The sequence below is a fragment of the Synechococcus sp. CS-1333 genome, assembly GCF_025128015.1.
GTDB lineage: Bacteria > Cyanobacteriota > Cyanobacteriia > PCC-6307 > Cyanobiaceae > MW101C3.
In genome coordinates this window covers 32,166-49,869 of the sequence record NZ_JAHLYO010000011.1, presented here as the reverse complement: position 1 = coordinate 49,869, position 17,704 = coordinate 32,166, and the positions used below count along the sequence as shown (strand labels likewise).

The following is a 17,704-nucleotide window of genomic DNA, read 5'->3' as shown; positions in this document are numbered from 1 at the left end:
CTGCTCCTCCACCTCCATCCCCCTGAAGCCCGTGCCTGCAGGGTCGCTCAACCAGGGCTGGATCTACACCGACAGAGTGGCTTCCGGCGAGGCGGGCCTATGCATCTCCGCCTTCTACGCCGCCCGCTACCGCCATTCCGATCAACAGGTATGGCAGGCGCGGCTGGAGGCCGGCGAGATCCACAGGAACGGCCAGCAACTCCGGGCCGATGGCAGCCTCGCGCCGGGGGATCGGCTGGCGTGGCATCGGCCCCCCTGGCACGAGCCGCCGGTGCCGGATCAGTGGCAGGTCGTCCATGACGACGGCGACATCCTGGTGATCGACAAGCCCAGCGGCCTGCCGGTGCTGCCGGCCGGCGGCTTCCTGGAGCACACCGTGCTGCGTTTGATCGAGCGGCGACATCGGGACGCGGCCGCCACTGCCACCACTGGCGTGCCCCGGCCCGTCCATCGGCTCGGGCGCTTCACCTCCGGGTTGCTGGTCCTGGCCCGCCAGCCGGCCAGCCGCGCCTGGCTCAGCGCCCTGCTGCGCGAGAGCACCGCTGCACCCGAGAGCGGCTGTCGCAAGCTCTACCGCGCACTCACGCAGGCAGGCCCCCTGCCGATCGCGGTGGGCGAGCGGCTGGAGATCCACACGCCGATCGGCCGCTGGCCCCATCCACTGCTGGGCCAGGTGTGGGCGGCCGCCTCCGCTGCGGACTCTGCCGCGGCGCCCCTGCCGGCCTGGAGCGAACTGCACCTGCTGCAGGTGCGCCCGCAGGCCCACCTGGTGGAGGTGGCGATCCGCAGTGGCCGCCCCCATCAGATCCGTATCCATGCCGCCAGCGTCGGCACGCCGCTGCTGGGCGATCCCCTCTACCTGCCCGGCGGCCAGGCCCGCCCCCAGGCCCTGCCGGGCCTGGGGGGCTACCAGCTGCACGCCCATCGGCTCGTGCTGCCCCGGCCCGAAGGCACCTGGCTGGAGCTGGAGGCGCCGCTGCCGCCAGCTCTGGAGCTCGCCCCGGCAGCTGGCGGCTGATGCTCAGTGGCCGGCGCTCAGTGGCCGGCCTCGAACCAGCGGGCCAGCACCGATACATCCTCTTCGGCGTGGCCGGCGGCGATGAGCGTGTCTTCCATGGCGGCCACCTGGGCGGTGAGCGGCAACTCCAGCCCGGCGGCGGCCGCTTCCGCCAGGGCGATCGCCAGGTCTTTGCGGTGCAGGGCGAGCCGGAAGCCCAGCGGGTAGTGATCACTGAGCATGTTGCCCGCCCGGTGGCGCAGGGCCCAGGAGCCGGCCGCACCCCCCTCAAGCGCGGCGCACACCGCTGCCATTGGCAGTCCAAGCCGTCGGCCCAGGGCAATCGCTTCGGCCACGGCGGCATAGCTGCCGGCCACCAGCACCTGGTTCACCGCCTTGGCCTGCTGGCCGGCGCCCACGGGGCCGAAGTGGCTGATCGAACTCCCCACCGCCTCCAGCAGCGGCCGTGCCCGCTCCAGCGCCGCCGCGCTGCCGCCCACCAGCACCGCCAACCTGCCGGCGCGGGCCCCCTCGGTGCCGCCGGTCACCGGTGCATCGAGGTAGGTGATCCCATCGGCCTCCAGGCGGGCGGCGAGGGCGCGGCTGGTGGCGGGAGCAATCGTGGAAAAGTCGATCACCAAGGCGCCGGGGGTCAGGGCCGCCAGCGCTTGCTCCAGCAGCACCGCCTGCACGGCCCGGTCGTCACTGAGGCAGAGGCAGAGCACCGCAGCAGTGGCGGCAGCCTGTGGCACCGAGGCGGCCCGGTGGGCGCCGGCTGCTGCCAGCGGCAGCTCCCGCTCACGGCTGCGGTTGTGCACGGTGAGCGGGTGACCCGCCTGCAGCAGCCGTGCCGCCATCGGCGCTCCCAGGGCGCCGAGGCCGATGAAGGCCACCGGCTCCCGCTTCGGCGTTGACGCCGCTGGCGGCGCAGCCTCGGTGGCGGCCCTCATGCCCGCTCGAAGGCGATCAGGCGGGAGAAGTAGAAGGGCGCCTGATTGAGGCTGCGGCGCAGCGGCTGGAAGCCGGCGGCGGCGGCGGCGGCCACGATGCCGTCTTCACGCAGGGTGTAGGCGCGGGTGGTCTTGCTGGGGCCGGGGAACAGCTGGCCGATCCCCTTGAGCAACGCCAGCAGAGGCGTGTAGGGGGCGAAGCTCACGATCAGCCGCCGCTCTGCCAGACCAGCCAGATGCCGCACCATCTCCTCGGCGGCGGCCTGGGGGTAGTGGATGAACACATCGAGGCACACCACCGTGTCGTAGCGGCCGCTGAGGCTCTCCAGATCGGAGGTGTGGAAGGTCAGCCGGGCCGGATCGATGCCGGCGGCGGCGGCGCGGCGACCAGCTTCCTGCACCATGGCGTCCGAGAGGTCGCTGGCCGAGATGCTGCCGGCCCCCAGGCCGGCCAGCGGCAGGCTGAGGCTGCCCACCCCGCAGCCGGCGTCGCAGAAGCTGCGGCCGGCCAGGTCGCCTTCCTCCTGCAGCCAGGCCAGCACCTGATCCACCGTCTTCTGGTGGCCGATGCGGATGTTGCGCTGCACCTTGTTGACGTCGTCACTGTCGCTGTAGATGCGATTCCAGCGCTCGAAGCCGGTGCTGTTGAAGTAGTCGCGCACCTCCAGCTTCTCCGCCGCCTTCTCGCTGGTGGTGGGCGCCGCGTCAGTGTCCAGGAGCGGTTCGGCGGCCATGCGCTCGGGGGGTGTGGGTGGCCGGATCCTAAGGAGTGCGGGTGGCTTCGCCGGCACGGCGCCAGCGCAGGGGGTCTACGTCGCCCCCGCTCCAGCGCAGGGTCTCCGCCAGCGGCTGACCCAGCAGCAGCTCCTGCACGGGGCGGTGATCACCCAGCACGCGCCGGGGCAGCACGGTGGCCGCGGCGATCGCCGCGCCCGGCGCCCGGCTCCAGCCCGCCAGCCGCACCACGCCCTCCAGCAGCGGCAGCGTCACCCCCGCCAGGGTGCCGTCCTCCAGCCGGCAACTGCCGTTCTCCACCAGCAGGCTGCGGCTGTCCCAGCGGTGCCGCCCCTCCGGCAGCCCGTAGGGCGTCAGGGCATCACTCACCAGCACCACCTGCTGGGGTGCGAGCCGCTGCAGCAGCACCGCCTGCGACGGCGCCACATGCACCCCGTCGGCGATCAGGCCCATGGCCACGTCGCCGCGCAGCACCGCCGCCGCCACCGGCCCCGGCGCCCGGTGGTGCAGGCCGGGCATGGCGTTGAAGGCGTGGGTCAGCATGCCCACGCCCGCCTCGAAGGCGTGCTGCGCCTGCCGCTCACTGGCTTCGCTGTGGCCCAGGCTCACCACGATCCCCTGCGCACACAGGGCGGCGATCACCGCTTCGGCCCCGTCCAGCTCCGGCGCCAGCGTCATCAGGGCGATCTCGGATTCGAACCCCTCGATTCGCGCCTGCAGAGCCGCGAGGCTGGGCAGCGCCAGGTGCGCCTCCGGGTGGGCGCCCCGCCGCGCCTTCGCCAGGAACGGACCCTCCAGGTGCGCCCCCAGCAGCCGGGCCCGGCCAGGGGCGGGAAGGGCGCGGGCCGTCCGCAGCACCGCCAGGGCCTGGCGCAGCGGCGCCACGCCGCAGGTCACCAGGGTGGGGCTGATCGCCTCCACGCCATCGCGCCACAGCAGTTCCAGCAGCTCCAGCAGGCGGGGCAGATCCGCGTCGGTGAGCTCCGGAAAGGCCAGTCCCAGCCCGCCGTTGATCTGCAGGTCCACCCCGGCCGGGCTGAGCCAGTCGCCGTTCCAGTCGTCGCCGGCGGCGGCGCTGCCGGCATCGAGTGGTTCAAGGCAGGCGATCGTTCCGGCCGTGTCCACGCCGACGCGCCAGCGCCCTGGGCTGCAGGGCGGCACGGCCTCCGGGAGGCGAACGTTGCTGAGCCAGCGCATCAACGTCAGCGGCGGGCCGCGGTCGGCGGGAGAATGCCATCCTCGCTGCCCTGCCCCCTGTGGTTGCTGTGTCTGCTTCCGCTGCTGCCGCCGGCCCTGGGCAGGCCGCCTGTCCCCGTGTGGCCGTGGTGATGGGCAGCGACTCCGACCTGCCCACGCTGCAGCCGGCGGTGGCCGTGCTGGAGCAGTTCGGGGTGGCGGTGGAGGTGCGCGTGCTCTCCGCCCATCGCACGCCGCTGGAGATGGTGGCCTTCGCTGAAGCCGCCGCCGGCCGGGGGCTCAAGGTGATCATTGCCGGCGCCGGCGGTGCCGCACACCTGCCCGGCATGGTGGCGGCGCTCACGCCTCTGCCGGTGATCGGCGTTCCGGTGCAGAGCCGCGCCCTGTCTGGGGTGGATTCACTCCATTCGATCGTGCAGATGCCGGCCGGCATCCCGGTGGCCACCGTGGCGATCGGTGGCGGCACCAATGCGGGCCTGCTGGCGGCACAGATCCTGGCCACCGCCGATGCCGAGCTGGCTGACCGTGTGCTCGCCCATCGCCGTGCTCTCCACGACCAGGTGACCACAAAGGACCGGCGTCTGCAGGAGCTGGGCAGCGCGGCCTACCTGCAGGGCATGGGGAGCTGATCGATGGCTGAACGCTTCACCATGCCGCTGCCGCTCTGGGTTCGCTTCGGGCTCACACTGCCGCTGCTGGTGCTGAACATGTTCGTGCTGCGGCAGGTGCTGGTGCCGCTGGCGCCCTTCCCCTCCCTGTTCCTGGGCGCTGCCCTGATCGCCTTCCTGCTGGACATCCCCAGCCGCTGGCTCACGCAGCGCGGCATGCCGCGCGTGTTGGCGCTGCTCCTGGTGCTCGGGCTGGGGCTTGCCCTGCTGGTGCTGGCGAGCCTCTGGCTGCTGCCGCGGATGGTGCAGCAGCTCGGCGATCTGCTCAATGCCCTGCCCGGCTGGCTGGTGCAGGGGCAGATGCTGCTGGATCAGACCCAGCTCTGGGCCGCCGCCCATGGCCTGCCCGCTGATTTCAGCGATTTCAGCAGCGAACTGCTCACCGGCTCCACCAAGTTCGCCAGCCAGCTCAGCCAGCGCCTGCTTGGGCTGCTCGGCGCCACGCTCAACCTCACGATCAACACCTTGATCGTGGTTGTGCTGGCTGTTTTTCTGCTGGTGGGCGGCGAGGCGATCCCACGCGGTCTGGCCCGCTGGCTGCCCTCCAGCTGGCGGGCGATGGTCCTGAACACCCTGGTCACCACCTTTCGCGGCTACTTCGGCGGCCAGGTGGTGCTGGCCCTGATCCTCAGCGTGGCGCAGATCGTGGTGTTCACCCTGCTGCAGATCCCCTACGGCGTGCTGTTTGCCGTGGCGATCGGCTTCACCACCTTGGTTCCCTATGCCAGCGCGCTGACGATCCTGCTGGTGAGCGGCCTGCTGGTGCTCGAAGACCCCCGCACAGGCGTGGAGGTGCTGGTGGCGGCCATCAGCGTGGGGCAGGTGGTGGATCAGGTGATTCAGCCCCGGCTGATGGGCCAGATCGTGGGTCTGCAGCCGGCCTGGCTGCTGCTCAGCCTGCCGGTGGGTGCCCGGGTGGGCAGCCTGCTGGGGCTCGGTGAATTGCTGGGCCTGCTGCTGGCGGTGCCGGTGGCGAGCTGCCTGAAAACCTTTCTCGATGAACTGGCCCGGCGGCTGGGGCTGCCGGAGCCCCAGCCGCTCACCCCCCCGCCTGCTTCGGTCGGAAGCCCGCTGCCGTGAGCGCTTCCAGCGCCGGCCCTACCTGATCGCCCTGCAGCTCGATCACCCCGTCCTTGAGGGTGCCGCCGGTGCCGGCACGGGCCTTGAGCTGCTTCAGCAGGGTGCGGGCGTCATCTTCCGGCAACTCCAGGCCGGTGATGGCAGTGACGGTCTTGCCGCCTTTGCCCGCCTTGGTGCGCTGCACCCGCACCCGTTGCTGGTTGCGGGGCGCGGCCGGGGACACCGGGCCCGCCGGCCGTGCCGTGCTCTCGGCGCGGCTGAATTCCTGCCAGCTTCCCTTGCCCATGGCGATCGTGGTGGCGACGCTTCCATCACAGCGCACCTGCCGGGCATGGACCTGCCACCTCTCCGTCTGGAGATGCTTCGCCTCGATCTGGACACGCGCCAACCCCTGCCCTGCCCGCCGGCGGGGCTGACTCCCTCGCCGCCGCCTGACGCCGCCATCGGCGGCACCGGGCCGCCGGCGCCGGGCCAGGTGCGGGCCTTGCGCTTCGTGGTGCCCGGGCAGGCCCCCTGCGTCCCGCCGGCCGGTCCCCCCAGCCAGCGTGCCCCGTCGACCTGGCCGCGGCTGACGCCGCCACCACCGCTTCCCCCCTGAGCTGGTCAGCAGCGCTGACGCCCGGGAGTGTGGCAGCGACTTCCGCTTCCTAGGCTGGCCCGATACCGCCCGGCACCGGTGACCAGCACCTTCCCCCCGCTCTCCCCTAATCCCGCCGACCTTCAGGTGTCCGTGCGGCCCACTCCCCAGGGGCGCTTCGGCCGTTTCGGCGGGCAATACGTGCCGGAAACGCTGATGCCCGCCCTGGCGGAGCTGGAGCTGGCGGCTGCGGAGGCCTGGGCCGATCCCGCCTTCACCAGCCGGCTCGACCACCTGCTGCGCACCTATGTGGGCCGCCCCACGCCGCTCTACGAAGCCGAGCGGCTCACCGCCCACTACGCCCGCCCGGAAGGAGGCCCGCGCCTCTGGCTGAAGCGCGAAGACCTCAACCACACCGGCGCCCACAAGATCAACAACGCCCTCGGCCAGGCCCTGCTGGCCCTGCGCATGGGCAAGAAGCGGGTCATCGCTGAAACCGGCGCCGGCCAGCACGGCGTCGCCACCGCCACCGTCTGTGCCCGCTTCGGCCTCGAGTGTGTGGTGTACATGGGCGCCGAAGACATGCGCCGCCAGGCGCTCAACGTGTTCCGCATGCGCCTGCTGGGCGCCACGGTGCAGCCGGTCACCGCCGGCACCGCCACCCTCAAGGACGCCACCAGCGAAGCCATCCGCGACTGGGTGACCAACGTGGAAACCACCCACTACATCCTCGGCTCGGTGGCCGGCCCGCACCCCTACCCGATGCTTGTGCGTGATTTCCATGCCGTGATCGGCCAGGAGGCCAAGCGCCAGTGCCAGGAGGCCTTCGGCCGTCTGCCCGATGTGCTGGTGGCCTGCGTGGGTGGTGGTTCCAACGCCATGGGCCTGTTCCACCCGTTCGTGGAAGACACCTCCGTGCGGCTGATCGGCGTCGAGGCCGCCGGCGAGGGCGTGGCCACGGGCCGCCATGCCGCCACGATCACCGAAGGGCGGATCGGCGTGCTGCATGGCGCCATGAGCCTGCTGCTGCAGGACGGCGAAGGGCAGGTGCAGGAGGCCCATTCGATCAGCGCCGGCCTGGATTACCCGGGCGTCGGCCCCGAGCACAGCTACCTGCGGGATGTGGGCCGGGCGGAGTATGCCGCCGTCACCGACGACGAGGCGCTCACTGCCCTGCGCCTGGTGTCTGAGCTCGAGGGCATCATCCCGGCGCTGGAAACCGCTCACGCCTTCGCCTGGCTGGAGCAGCTCTGCCCCACCCTGGCGCCGGGCACCGAAGTGGTGGTGAACCTCTCCGGCCGCGGCGACAAGGACGTGAACACCGTGGCTGACCGGCTGGGGGATCAGCTGGCCGGCTGAGGCTCCCAGGGCAGCCGGGGCAGGTTGCTGAGCGCATCGCGCTGGCTGTCTGCCCAGATCCGGGCCATCTCGCCGAGCAGCTTGGAGCCCCGCTCCAGGCGCAGGTGCTGGGAGATGGCCAGCGAATTGCGCGGATAGAGCGCCACCTCGAACGGGGGCCCCACCGTGAGGTTGGAGCGCCGGGTGATCACCTGGGAAATCAGGCAGAGGCGAGTGGCATCCTCCAGCGACATCCCGTAGTCACCCACCACATCGAGGGGAGGCTTGCCGTATTTGCTCTCGCCGATCTGCAGGAACGGCGTTTCCGGCGTGGCCATGATCGCGTTGCCCTGGGCGTAGATCCGGTAGAGGCCGTGGTCGTTGCCGGCGATCTGGCCGCCAAGGATGAAGGTGGCCTCACCGCTCGCGCCCACCTGCTTGAGGGCGCTCTCGTTCTCGTTCTGCACCGCCACGCTCAGGCGGCCGATGTAGGCCGCCGCCTCGAACAGATGGCGGCAGCTGAGCAGGTCCGGTCCGGCGGTCCGGTCATCAGCTGCAGCGCTGGCCGCCGCCCCCACCGCCGCCGGAGTGGCGGCGGCGCTGAGGTCGCGGCGGATCCAGTTGAGGATCGCCTGGGTGGTGGCCAGGTTGCCCGCCGCCAGAAGAACGAACAGCCGGTCAGGCGCCGGCTGGAACACGTGCAGCTTCCGGTAGCTGGAGATGTAGTCCACCCCCGCATTGGTGCGGGAGTCGGCGCACATCACCAGACCCTCCTTGAGCAGGAAACCGACGCAGTAAGTCATGGCGCCATGCTCTCAAGCCGCCGGCCGCTCAACTGAGCAACCGCTGCAGGCTGGCGGCCACCGAGCGCACCGCCGCCCGGGCGGTGGCGTAGGCCATCCGCATCGGCCCCACCAGGGCCACGTGCCCCTGGCTGCCGTCGCCGGTGCGGTAAGTGGCCTGCACGAGTGCGCAGTCCTGCAGGGCGGGATGGGGATTTTCGGCACCGATCCAGACGCCTTCGCTGGGTCTGCCGTCGGGTTGCAGCAGCAGATGGGGGTCTTCCTCCACCAGCTGCACCAGCGGCCGCAGCGTGGCGGTGCGGCTGAATTCCGGCTGCCCCAGCAATCCCCCCAGCCCGAGCGCGAGGGCGCCGTCGGCATCGCCCGGTCGGGCCATGCGGTGGCTGCGGAGCGCCTCGCGCAGCAGCCAGCCGCTGCGCTGCAGCTGAGGCGGCAGGGCGTTCCAGGGGATTGGCTGGCCCGGATGCAGGCTGAGCTGATCCATCACCCAGCGCTCGAGCGGCAGCAGTTCGGGGGCCGCCGCCGGTGGCAGATGCAGGTTCAGGCAGCTGGTCATCACGGCGTTCTCCACCAGGAACACCAGCAGGCGGTCGCCGCTGGGCACCAGGCGCACGGCCTGAAGGGCGGAGCGATCACCCTGGGGGCGTGTGATCAGGCTCAGCAGGCCGGTGAGATCGGCCAGCCGCCGCGCCAGATGCAGCAGCAGATCGTCGAGGGCAGCCCAGCGCAGGCTCAGCCCCAGCAGTTCCTGCTCCAGTTGCAGCGCTCCGGCACCGGGGGGTGGCAGCAGGCTGTCCACGTAGAGGCGGTAGCCGCGCTGGCTCGGAATACGCCCGGCGGAAGTGTGCGGCTGCACAAGTAGGCCCTGTTGCTCCAGCGCCCCCATGGCCGAACGCACCGTGGCAGGTGAGGTCTGGAAGCCGAAGCGTTGCACCAGGGTGCGGCTCCCCACGGGCTCGACCGTGTCCACGTAATGCTGCACCGTTGCCTGCAACACCTGCTGATGGCGGCGGCTGAGGTGAGGCAACGAGGGGCTAGTCAACGGATGGTGCGCGAACCGTAACCGATACCAACGACGTCGCTGGCCAACAGGAACACCATTTCGTCTGGGCAACAAGGCCGCTAGGTGTTGGTTCGGGTCCGAACCTGCCGGGTCGGCCAGTCCCTGCTTGTTGCGCAGCTCAGCACCATCACCGCCACAAACTGTGGAGCTGCTCCGGCGTCAGAGGCTGGAGCCGATCTGGGCCAGCCCGTCGTCCGCCGCAGCTCCGCTGACTGCGGTAAGACGAGGACATGTACAGCGCCATCGGTCTGGCAGCGCTGCTCAGTAACGCGGCACCGACCGATCGACCTGGACGCTCCAGGCATCGATGCCCCCCTCCAGGTTCCAGACCCGCTCGAAACCCTGCTGCTCCATCAACCAGCAGCCGAACTGCCAGCTGCGCATGCCGGCATGGCAGAGCACCACTACCTCACGCTCGCGGTCGAGCAGCGCGTCGATCCGGCTGACCCATTCCGAGGAGCGGCTCAAGGGCAGATGGATCACTCTCTGCTGCAGCGCGGCCATGGCCAGCTCTGCCGGTTCCCGCACATCCACCAGCTGCAGATCGGCACCCTCGTTGAGCCGCTGCTGCAGCTCCCGTGCCTGCAGCGGGGCCGGGGTGGGGGTGGTTTGGCTTTCCTGGGGCATGGGTGCGGGCATGGGCGTGGTGGCTGGCCGGGTGTGCGTTGACGATGCACGGAGGCGGCTTCATGCATAAGGATGAGGCCATTCCTGCGCGCTACGCATGAAGATCCGCCCATTCCTGGCGGCGATCCTGGCCGTGGCCGTCACGCTGCTGCTGATCGGAGCGGCGGGCTGGGTGGTGCTCTGGCGCAGCAGCCCTCTCGCCCTGCAGCACCAACCCCTGACCTTGCCGCTGGCGGCTCGCTTCATCCCCCGGCAGGCCTCGCTGAGCCTGCACCTGCTGGTCCCGCCCGACCAGCTCGGGGCCTACGCCCGGGCCGTGGCGCCGCCCCGCCAACGTCGCCATGCCGCCGCCGCCCTTGAGCAGCTGCGGGACGGGGCCTTCGCCGCCGCCGGCCTCGACTACGCCGAGGAACTGGCCGGCTGGGTGGGGGAGGAGTCCAGTGTCGCGCTGCTCACCCCGGCGGGTGCGTCACAGCCGGCGGGCTGGTTGCTGGCCTTGCGCAGCCGTGAGTCGGAGGGGGCTCGGCGCTTTCTGCAGCGCTTCTGGCAGACCCGCAGCCTGGCCGGCAACGAGCTGCAGGTGAGCACCTATCGAGGCATGGGGCTGATCAGCGGCCGGGGCGCCCTGCTGGGCCAGAACGCCCTGCCCCTGGCCACCGCCTTGATCGACGACCGGCTGGTGCTGATCGCCTCGGGTCGGGGGGTGCTGGAGCAGGCGCTGGATGTCTCCCAGATCGATGAACTCAACCAGGCCGGCGACCCCCGCCTCGCCACCGCCGTGGCCACCCTCGGCCAGGGCGTGGCCCTGGTGGTGGCCCGCCCCGACAGCTTCACCCCTTGGCTGGCTGCTTCCCCTTTCGTCGCAGCACAGCAGGAGGTGCTCGGCCTGGTGGCAGCTCTGGCACCCCGAGGCCGCACCCTCGACCTCAACGGCCGCCTCGAGCTGCGCCACGCCCCCGCAGCACTGGCGCTCACGCCCACGCCGGATCTGCTGGCGGGCCTGCAGGGTCCCTCGGACAGCCTGGCGATGATCCAGAACCCCGCCCTGCTCTCAGCTCCGGCTGCACCAGGAACAGCTGCCTCAGCGGCAGCCATCGCCGTCGCCCAGCCGATCGCTGAGGCCACCGCCTCCAGCCCGGATTCCGCCGGCTCCGATGGGGACGCCACGGACAGTGCCGCTGCCTATGGTGTCGGAGACACCACCATCCCCAGCCCTGAAGCCACCAGCAGCGTCCCCGCCGACATTCCGGATGTCTGGTCGGAGCTGGTGGCACCTGTCCTCGCCCAAGCCCTCGCGACCCTGCCGGGGGTGCTGCCACCGCTGGTTGTTGCCCAGGATCCAGGCCCCCTGCTGTTGAGCCATAGCTCCCGCGGCTGGCTGCTGGCCACGGCTCCTGACAGCCCCGCCATCGCCTCGATCAGCGACGTGCTGGCGCGCGAAGGCCTGATCGCTGCTCCGCTGAGCCGCAATGGCAAAACGCTGCAGCTCTGGACCCAGCTGACCGCCGGCAATTCCCGCAGCCACCCCGACCAACTGGACGCCGCCATCGCCGGCGCCCGCCTCGACCAGCGCGGTGTGGCCTGGTGGAGTGAGGGCATCACCGCCCTCACCGGTCTGCTGGAGGGGGCCGCGCCGCCCAGCGAGAGGCTGGCCCAGCTTCAGGGCCTGGAGGATCATGCCGCGCCCCTGCAGTGGGCCATGGCCGCCCCGTCGGCCCGTGCGCTGCTGGCCCGCTGGGACCCCTGGCTGCTGCTCACCGGCCTGGCCGGCGAGCCGCTCGCTCCCACTGTGCAGGGGCTGGCCGTGAGCCTGGAGAGCGATCCTGCAGCCGCGGCCCCGGCACTGCGGCTGCATGGGCGCCTGGAGCTGGGCTGAGGCCATGGCCGCTGCGGAGCTGCTGCTACTGCGCCATGGGGTCGCGATCGATCGCCAGCTGGCGGCCGATCGCGGCCTGGACGACGAGGCACGGGCGCTCACCGCCGCCGGCCGCCGGCGCACCGCCGCCGTGGTGCGCCGTCTCGTGACGCTCGGACTGGCTGTGGATCCACTGCTCACCAGCCCGTTGCTGCGTGCGCATCAGACGGCGGAGCTGGCCCGCGAGGGCGGACTGGCCCTCCACCGCTTCGAGGTCTGCGCGGAGCTGGCCCCGGGTGGTGACCCAGCGCCGTTGCTGGAGCGCTGGTTCAGCGCCGGGGGCGAAGGCGCCGAGCGGCCCAGCCCCTGGCAGCGCCTGGCGCTGGTGGGGCATGAACCCGACCTCAGCGAGCTGGCCTGCCGGCTCTGCGGCGCCCCTCCCGGCGCCCTGCGCCTGCGCAAGGCCGGTGTGGTGGTCCTGGAGCTTCCCTGGCAGGCTCCGGTACCTTCCGGTGGTTCCGGGGAGGCGCGCGGCTGGGAGGCTGCCCTGGGCCGCACGCGGCTCACCCTGCTGCTCTCCCCCCGCGCTCTGCTGGGGGAGGGCTGAGGCGCGGACGCCGCTGAAACGGGGCCCTGGTGGCCGGTCGGCGGTGTTACGGCGCGGCTGTGAGGAATGGATCTAGGTTTCGATCAACAGCGTGGAAGCTCGGCATGGCAACGGATGGGGCGCCGGCGGTCACGGATTTCTCAGCGGCCGGTGACTCCGCCACAACTCCAGCGGCCACCCCGGTGGCCAGCGAACCTGTCGCGGCCCAGCCGGCCATGCCGGCGTTCCGCCCTGGCCTTGAAGGGGTGCCGGCCACCCAGTCCGCCATCTGTGACATCGACGGCCGCAACGGCGTGCTCACCTACCGGGGCTACCCGGTGGAGCAGCTCGCCAACCACAGCAGCTTCCTGGAAACCGCCTACCTGCTGATCTGGGGTGAGTTGCCCACGGGCGAGCAGCTGCGGCGCTTCGAGTACGAGGTGCAGATGCACCGGAGGGTGAGCTTCCGCATTCGCGACATGATGAAGTGCTTCCCGGCCGACGGGCACCCCATGGACGCGCTGCAGTCGAGCGCAGCCTCACTGGGCCTGTTCTATTCGCGCCGCGCCCTCGACGACCCCCAGTACATCGAGGGTGCAGTGGTGCGGTTGATCGCCAAGATCCCCACGATGGTGGCGGCCTTCCAGCTGATCCGCAAAGGCCAGGACCCGATCCAGCCCCGCGACGACCTGTCCTACTCGGCCAATTTCCTCTACATGATCACCGAGCGGGTGCCTGACCCGATGGCGGCCCGCATCTTCGATGCCTGCCTGATCCTTCACGCCGAACACTCGCTCAACGCCAGCACCTTCAGTGCCCGCGTCACCGCCAGCACCCTCACCGATCCCTACGCGGTGGTGGCCTCGGCAGTGGGCACCCTGGCCGGCCCGCTGCATGGCGGCGCCAACGAAGACGTGCTCACCATGCTCGACCAGATCGGCAGCGAGGACCGGGTGGAGGCCTACCTGGAGCGGGCGGTGGCCGAGAAGCAGAAGATCATGGGCTTCGGCCACCGCGAGTACCGCGTCAAGGATCCCCGTGCCGTGATCCTGCAGGAGCTGGCCGAGCAGCTGTTCGACCGCTTCGGCCACGACCACATGTACGACGTGGCCAGGCGGCTCGAGAAGGCCGCTGAAAGCCGCCTCGGCGCCAAGGGGATCTATCCGAATGTGGATTTCTATTCCGGGCTCGTGTACCGCAAGCTCGGCATCCCCCGCGACCTCTTCACGCCGATCTTCGCGATCGCGCGGGTGGCCGGCTGGCTGGCCCACTGGAAAGAGCAGCTCGGTGCCAACCGGATTTACCGACCCACGCAGATCTACACGGGAGCGTCCGGCAAGACCTGGTTGCCGATCGACACCCGATCCAGCGGTGCGGGCGCTTAACTTGCCCTCGTCGGTTCTGTTTCGAGTTCAGACGCCGTGGAGATCATGACCACAGCCGCGACCCTGTCGCCTCCCCCGGTCCTCGAGGCGGCGGTGCCCCCCGGCATCGACTTGCAGAGCGGGTTCACCACCATCCTGGAGGGCTTCGGCCTCAGCCCTGCCGCCGCCCATCTCATCTGGCTGCCCCTGCCGATGCTGCTGGTGCTGGTGGCCGCGGTGGTGGGCGTGCTGGTGAACGTGTGGCTGGAGCGCAAGATCTCCGCTGCCGTCCAGCAGCGCATCGGCCCGGAATACGCCGGCGCCCTCGGGGTGCTGCAGCCCTTGGCCGATGGTCTCAAGCTGCTCTTCAAGGAAGACGTGATCCCGAAGCGGGCCGATAGCCTGCTGTTCACGCTCGGCCCCGTGCTGGTGCTGATCCCCGTGATCCTTTCTTGGCTGGTGGTTCCCTTCGGCCAGCACCTGGTGATCAGCGATGTGGGGGTGGGCATCTTCCTCTGGATCGCCCTCAGCAGCATCCAGCCGATCGGCCTGCTGATGAGCGGCTACTCCAGCAACAACAAGTATTCGCTGCTGGGCGGCCTGCGGGCGGCGGCCCAGTCGATCAGCTACGAGATCCCGCTCGCCCTGGCCGTGCTGGCCGTCGTGATGATGAGCAATTCGCTCAGCACCGTCGACATCGTCAACCAGCAGAGCGGCGCCGGCATCCTCAGCTGGAACATCTGGCGTCAGCCGGTGGGCTTCCTGATCTTCTGGATCTGTGCCCTGGCCGAATGCGAGCGCCTCCCCTTCGACTTGCCCGAGGCCGAGGAGGAGCTGGTGGCCGGCTACCAAACGGAGTACGCCGGCATGAAGTTCGCCCTCTTCTACCTGGGCAGCTACATCAACCTGGTGCTCTCCGCCCTGCTGGTGGCGGTGCTCTACCTGGGCGGCTGGGGCTTCCCCCTGCCGGTCGAATGGCTGGCCGGCGCCCTTGGCCAGTCGGTGGACGCTCCGCTCGTGCAGGTCATCACCGGATCGGTCGGGATCGTGATGACCGTGCTGAAGGCCTATCTGCTGGTGTTCATCGCGATCCTGCTGCGCTGGACCCTGCCACGGGTGCGCATCGACCAGCTGCTGGATCTGGGCTGGAAGTTCCTGCTGCCCATCGCCCTGGTGAATCTGCTCGTCACCGCCGGGCTCAAACTGGCCTTTCCCGCCTTTTTCGGCGGTTGAGCCTGGGGCCAGCCATCATGACCCCATCGGCCCTCAGGCCTTGATCCAGGCCCCCTGAGCCCACCGCTTTCCTCCTCCGTCCCTCCCCTCGAATTCCGCCACGCCCATGTTCGGTTTTCTCCAAAAGGTCGGCGACTACGCCAAGGACGCCGTCGGCGCCGCCAGCGCCATCACCCAGGGGCTTTCGGTCACCTTCGATCACCTGCGCCGCCGGCCGATCACGGTGCAGTACCCCTACGAAAAGCTGATCCCTTCGGAGCGCTACCGCGGCCGCATCCACTTCGAGTTCGACAAGTGCATCGCCTGCGAGGTGTGCGTGCGGGTCTGTCCGATCAATCTGCCGGTGGTGGATTGGGCGATGAACAAGCAAACGAAGAAGAAGGAGTTGCGCAACTACTCGATCGATTTCGGGGTGTGCATCTTCTGTGGCAACTGCGTGGAGTATTGCCCCACCAATTGCCTCTCGATGACCGAGGAGTACGAACTGGCGGCGTTTGATCGCCATAGCCTCAACTTCGACAACGTTGCCCTCGGTCGCCTGCCCACCAGCGTCACCAGCGACCCTGCCGTGGTGGCTCTGCGCGAGCTGGCCTATCTGCCCGCCGGCGAGCTCGATCCCCACACGGTGGATCCCGCCAGCCCCCGGGCCGGCAAACTGCCTGAACAGGTGCTGGCCGCGTCCAGCTCCACCACCACCGCCAGCGAGGAAGGGGCCTGATGACGATCGCCTCCACCACCCAGCTGATCTGCTTCGTGGCGCTCTCCATCACCTTGGTGCTGGGAGCCCTCGGGGTCGTGCTGCTGCCGAACATCGTCTATTCAGCCTTCCTGCTCTGCGGTGTCTTCCTCTCGGTGGCGGGCCTCTACCTGCTGCTGAACGCCAGCTTCGTGGCCGCCGCCCAGGTGCTCGTGTATGTGGGCGCAGTGAACGTGCTGATCCTGTTCGCGATCATGCTCGTGAACAAAAAGGAAGACCTCTCCGAGATCCCCCGTCTTGCCCTGCGGCGCCTGCTCTCCGGTGGCGTCTGCCTCGGCCTGTTCCTGCTGCTGCTACGGGTCGATCTCACCACCCCCTGGGCGGTTCCAGGCCCGGCCTCTCTCGGGGAAGGGGCCACGGTCCGCATCGGCGAGCATCTCTTCAGCGATTACCTCCTGCCCTTCGAGCTCGCTTCGGTGCTCCTGCTGATGTCGATGATCGGCGCCATCGTGCTGGCCCGCCGCGATGTGTTCGGCACCGACCTCACAACCGGCGAAGACGTCGATCAGGGCCTGATCGAGAAGGTTCGCCCGCCCCTGCTCCTCGATCCCCCCACCCCATCTCCCTCCGCTCTTCAGGAGACCCTCTGATGCCGATCGAAACACCCATCGATGTGCCGCTCCAGGCCTACCTGGTGCTGGCGGCCGTTCTCTTCTGCACGGGGGTGTGGGGCCTGATCAACAGCCGCAACGCCGTACGCGTGCTGATGAGCATCGAGCTGATGCTCAATGCCGTCAACATCAACCTGATGGCCTTCTCCAGCTACATCGATGGCCAGGAGATCCGCGGCCAGGTGTTCGCCATCTTCGTGATCACCGTGGCGGCCGCAGAGGCGGCGGTGGGGCTGGCCATCCTGCTCTCCCTGTACCGCAACCGCGAAACCGTCGACATGGAGCGCTTCAACCTGCTGCGCTGGTAGCGGCACCGTTCCGTCATGCAGCTCCAGCGGGTCTGGCTGATTGTTCGTGCCCACAGCCAGGCCGCCCAGCGCAAGGCCCGCATCTGCGCGGAGGATCTGCGCAACCAGGGCGTGCATGTGGCCGTGGCCGCCAGTGGTCTGGCCTCCAACCCCTTTCCGGGGCTCCTGGCCAGCGAACCGCTCCTGCCCGATCTCACCGTCGTGCTTGGCGGCGACGGCACGGTGCTGGGGGCGGCCCGCCATCTGGCGCCCCTGCAGGTGCCGATCCTGAGCTTCAACATCGGCGGCCACCTTGGCTTCCTCACCCACGAGCGCAAGCGGCTCGTGCTCAGCTCAGGCTCCAGTGAGGACAACCTCTGGCAGCGGCTGCGCGATGACCGCTTCGCCCTGGAGCGGCGCATGATGCTGGAGGGCCGGGTGGTGCGCAGTGACGGCAGCGTGGATGGCGAGCCGATCCACCGCGCCCTCAACGACTTCTACTTCCGGCCCAGCCTTGATGAGGTGTCGCCCACCTGTGTGCTGGAGCTGGAGATCGACGGCGAAGTGGTGGACCAGTTCCGCGGTGACGGCCTGATCATCGCCACCCCCACCGGCTCCACCGGCTACTCGATGGCGGCGGGCGGCCCGATCCTCCATCCCGGCATCGACGCGATCGTGGTCAACCCGATCTGCCCGATGAGCCTCTCCAGTCGGCCGATCGTGGTGCCACCCCGGGCGATGCTGGCGGTGTGGCCACTGGGGGAAACCAGTCGCCGGGTGAAGCTCTGGAAAGACGGCGCCCATGCCACTGTGCTCGAACCGGGTGACCGCTGCGTGGTGCAGCGCTCCAGCCACGACGCACTGATGGTGGTGCTCGATCAGAGCCCCTCCTATTACCGCACCCTCAGCCACAAGCTGCACTGGGCCGGCGACCTCACCGCTGCGGAGCCGTCGCCGAACTAGGCCGTCGCCCAAC

The 17,704-nt window shown here is 70.1% G+C and carries 20 protein-coding genes; 13 read left to right on the top strand and 7 right to left on the bottom strand.

All coding sequences use genetic code 11. The annotated features are described in order from the left end of the window. The first annotated feature begins 31 nt into the window (after nt 1–31). Nucleotides 32–1,018, top strand: a complete 987-nt coding sequence (locus tag KQ303_RS03335) for an RluA family pseudouridine synthase (RefSeq protein WP_259729133.1) — start codon at nt 32–34, stop codon at nt 1,016–1,018. A 17-nt stretch (nt 1,019–1,035) separates the two neighbouring features. Here KQ303_RS03335 and KQ303_RS03330 read toward each other — a convergent pair whose 3' ends face one another. The 3 genes from KQ303_RS03330 to KQ303_RS03320 are packed head-to-tail and all read right to left on the bottom strand — an operon-like array spanning nt 1,036 to nt 3,879. Next, complete coding sequence (locus KQ303_RS03330) at nt 1,036–1,947, bottom strand: NAD(P)-dependent oxidoreductase (protein WP_259729132.1); 912 nt, start codon at nt 1,945–1,947, stop codon at nt 1,036–1,038. Beyond that, nucleotides 1,944–2,681: a magnesium protoporphyrin IX methyltransferase gene (gene bchM, locus KQ303_RS03325; RefSeq protein ID WP_259729131.1), complete on the bottom strand. Its 738-nt coding sequence runs from the start codon at nt 2,679–2,681 to the stop codon at nt 1,944–1,946. The genes KQ303_RS03330 and bchM overlap by 4 nt, the downstream gene beginning before the upstream one ends. A gap of 28 nt (nt 2,682–2,709) precedes the next feature. Next, nucleotides 2,710–3,879, bottom strand: a complete 1,170-nt coding sequence (locus tag KQ303_RS03320; protein ID WP_259729130.1) for an N-acetylglucosamine-6-phosphate deacetylase — start codon at nt 3,877–3,879, stop codon at nt 2,710–2,712. A 131-nt stretch (nt 3,880–4,010) separates the two neighbouring features. Here KQ303_RS03320 and purE point away from each other — a divergent pair, with 131 nt between their 5' ends. Then, nucleotides 4,011–4,508, top strand: coding sequence for a 5-(carboxyamino)imidazole ribonucleotide mutase (gene purE / locus KQ303_RS03315; RefSeq protein WP_094512368.1), 498 nt, complete (start codon nt 4,011–4,013; stop codon nt 4,506–4,508). A gap of 3 nt (nt 4,509–4,511) precedes the next feature. Further along, nucleotides 4,512–5,627 carry an AI-2E family transporter gene (locus KQ303_RS03310; RefSeq protein WP_259729129.1) on the top strand — a complete coding sequence of 372 codons (1,116 nt, stop codon included), beginning with the start codon at nt 4,512–4,514 and terminating at the stop codon, nt 5,625–5,627. On the opposite strand, the gene KQ303_RS03305 is transcribed toward KQ303_RS03310, so the two are convergent. Then, the gene (locus KQ303_RS03305; RefSeq protein WP_094511722.1) at nt 5,587–5,913 is read right to left on the bottom strand and encodes a translation initiation factor; all 327 of its coding nucleotides are present in this window, start codon (nt 5,911–5,913) and stop codon (nt 5,587–5,589) included. The two genes, KQ303_RS03310 and KQ303_RS03305, sit on opposite strands and share 41 nt — an antisense overlap. A gap of 45 nt (nt 5,914–5,958) precedes the next feature. Here KQ303_RS03305 and KQ303_RS03300 point away from each other — a divergent pair, with 45 nt between their 5' ends. Next, on the top strand, nt 5,959–6,225 hold the full coding sequence (locus tag KQ303_RS03300) for a hypothetical protein (RefSeq protein ID WP_094511718.1): 267 nt from the start codon (nt 5,959–5,961) through the stop codon (nt 6,223–6,225). 78 nt (nt 6,226–6,303) lie between these two features. Then, nucleotides 6,304–7,563, top strand: coding sequence for a tryptophan synthase subunit beta (trpB, locus tag KQ303_RS03295; RefSeq protein ID WP_259729128.1), 1,260 nt, complete (start codon nt 6,304–6,306; stop codon nt 7,561–7,563). On the opposite strand, the gene KQ303_RS03290 is transcribed toward trpB, so the two are convergent. The 3 genes from KQ303_RS03290 to KQ303_RS03280 all read right to left on the bottom strand — a co-directional run bounded on the left by KQ303_RS03290 (nt 7,548) and on the right by KQ303_RS03280 (nt 10,035). Then, nucleotides 7,548–8,345 (bottom strand): 20S proteasome subunit A/B, encoded by a 798-nt coding sequence (locus KQ303_RS03290; RefSeq protein ID WP_259729127.1) that lies wholly within the window; start codon nt 8,343–8,345, stop codon nt 7,548–7,550. The genes trpB and KQ303_RS03290 overlap by 16 nt on opposite strands. A gap of 28 nt (nt 8,346–8,373) precedes the next feature. Then, nucleotides 8,374–9,387, bottom strand: coding sequence for a heat-inducible transcriptional repressor HrcA (locus tag KQ303_RS03285; protein WP_255100084.1), 1,014 nt, complete (start codon nt 9,385–9,387; stop codon nt 8,374–8,376). Nucleotides 9,388–9,669: 282 nt separating this feature from the next. After that, nucleotides 9,670–10,035: a rhodanese-like domain-containing protein gene (locus KQ303_RS03280; RefSeq protein WP_094511692.1), complete on the bottom strand. Its 366-nt coding sequence runs from the start codon at nt 10,033–10,035 to the stop codon at nt 9,670–9,672. Between the two features lie 97 nt (nt 10,036–10,132). Here KQ303_RS03280 and KQ303_RS03275 point away from each other — a divergent pair, with 97 nt between their 5' ends. The 8 genes from KQ303_RS03275 (at nt 10,133) to KQ303_RS03240 (ending at nt 17,691) form a co-directional block, all read left to right on the top strand. Next, nucleotides 10,133–11,911, top strand: coding sequence for a DUF3352 domain-containing protein (locus KQ303_RS03275; protein WP_259729126.1), 1,779 nt, complete (start codon nt 10,133–10,135; stop codon nt 11,909–11,911). Continuing rightward, nucleotides 11,889–12,497, top strand: coding sequence for a histidine phosphatase family protein (locus KQ303_RS03270; RefSeq protein ID WP_259729125.1), 609 nt, complete (start codon nt 11,889–11,891; stop codon nt 12,495–12,497). Before KQ303_RS03275 ends, KQ303_RS03270 begins: the two co-directional genes overlap by 23 nt. A 215-nt stretch (nt 12,498–12,712) precedes the next feature. Further along, nucleotides 12,713–13,861 (top strand): citrate synthase, encoded by a 1,149-nt coding sequence (locus KQ303_RS03265; RefSeq protein ID WP_259729198.1) that lies wholly within the window; start codon nt 12,713–12,715, stop codon nt 13,859–13,861. 93 nt (nt 13,862–13,954) lie between these two features. Beyond that, nucleotides 13,955–15,073 carry an NADH-quinone oxidoreductase subunit NuoH gene (nuoH, locus tag KQ303_RS03260; protein WP_259729197.1) on the top strand — a complete coding sequence of 373 codons (1,119 nt, stop codon included), beginning with the start codon at nt 13,955–13,957 and terminating at the stop codon, nt 15,071–15,073. Between the two features lie 106 nt (nt 15,074–15,179). Beyond that, complete coding sequence (gene ndhI / locus KQ303_RS03255) at nt 15,180–15,791, top strand: NAD(P)H-quinone oxidoreductase subunit I (protein ID WP_259729124.1); 612 nt, start codon at nt 15,180–15,182, stop codon at nt 15,789–15,791. Beyond that, entirely contained in the window at nt 15,791–16,420 is a 630-nt protein-coding gene (locus KQ303_RS03250) for an NADH-quinone oxidoreductase subunit J (protein WP_259729123.1), read from the top strand. The genes ndhI and KQ303_RS03250 overlap by 1 nt, the downstream gene beginning before the upstream one ends. Next, the gene (gene nuoK / locus KQ303_RS03245) at nt 16,420–16,749 is read left to right on the top strand and encodes an NADH-quinone oxidoreductase subunit NuoK (protein ID WP_094511673.1); all 330 of its coding nucleotides are present in this window, start codon (nt 16,420–16,422) and stop codon (nt 16,747–16,749) included. The genes KQ303_RS03250 and nuoK overlap by 1 nt, the downstream gene beginning before the upstream one ends. A gap of 15 nt (nt 16,750–16,764) precedes the next feature. Continuing rightward, complete coding sequence (locus tag KQ303_RS03240; RefSeq protein ID WP_255141103.1) at nt 16,765–17,691, top strand: NAD(+) kinase; 927 nt, start codon at nt 16,765–16,767, stop codon at nt 17,689–17,691. The last annotated feature ends 13 nt before the right edge of the window (nt 17,692–17,704 follow it).

Bases quoted from the DNA above. Each gene is read 5' to 3' on its own strand.
- KQ303_RS03330 (WP_259729132.1), bottom strand. From the start codon at position 1,947: ATGAGGGCCGCCACCGAGGCTGCGCCGCCAGCGGCGTCAACGCCGAAG.
- bchM (WP_259729131.1), bottom strand. From the start codon at position 2,681: ATGGCCGCCGAACCGCTCCTGGACACTGACGCGGCGCCCACCACCAGC.
- KQ303_RS03320 (WP_259729130.1), bottom strand. From the start codon at position 3,879: ATGCGCTGGCTCAGCAACGTTCGCCTCCCGGAGGCCGTGCCGCCCTGC.
- purE (WP_094512368.1), top strand. From the start codon at position 4,011: ATGGGCAGCGACTCCGACCTGCCCACGCTGCAGCCGGCGGTGGCCGTG.
- KQ303_RS03310 (WP_259729129.1), top strand. From the start codon at position 4,512: ATGGCTGAACGCTTCACCATGCCGCTGCCGCTCTGGGTTCGCTTCGGG.
- KQ303_RS03305 (WP_094511722.1), bottom strand. From the start codon at position 5,913: ATGGGCAAGGGAAGCTGGCAGGAATTCAGCCGCGCCGAGAGCACGGCA.
- KQ303_RS03300 (WP_094511718.1), top strand. From the start codon at position 5,959: ATGGACCTGCCACCTCTCCGTCTGGAGATGCTTCGCCTCGATCTGGAC.
- KQ303_RS03290 (WP_259729127.1), bottom strand. From the start codon at position 8,345: ATGACTTACTGCGTCGGTTTCCTGCTCAAGGAGGGTCTGGTGATGTGC.
- KQ303_RS03280 (WP_094511692.1), bottom strand. From the start codon at position 10,035: ATGCCCCAGGAAAGCCAAACCACCCCCACCCCGGCCCCGCTGCAGGCA.
- KQ303_RS03275 (WP_259729126.1), top strand. From the start codon at position 10,133: ATGAAGATCCGCCCATTCCTGGCGGCGATCCTGGCCGTGGCCGTCACG.
- KQ303_RS03270 (WP_259729125.1), top strand. From the start codon at position 11,889: ATGGGCGCCTGGAGCTGGGCTGAGGCCATGGCCGCTGCGGAGCTGCTG.
- KQ303_RS03265 (WP_259729198.1), top strand. From the start codon at position 12,713: ATGCCGGCGTTCCGCCCTGGCCTTGAAGGGGTGCCGGCCACCCAGTCC.
- ndhI (WP_259729124.1), top strand. From the start codon at position 15,180: ATGTTCGGTTTTCTCCAAAAGGTCGGCGACTACGCCAAGGACGCCGTC.
- KQ303_RS03250 (WP_259729123.1), top strand. From the start codon at position 15,791: ATGACGATCGCCTCCACCACCCAGCTGATCTGCTTCGTGGCGCTCTCC.
- nuoK (WP_094511673.1), top strand. From the start codon at position 16,420: ATGCCGATCGAAACACCCATCGATGTGCCGCTCCAGGCCTACCTGGTG.
- KQ303_RS03240 (WP_255141103.1), top strand. From the start codon at position 16,765: ATGCAGCTCCAGCGGGTCTGGCTGATTGTTCGTGCCCACAGCCAGGCC.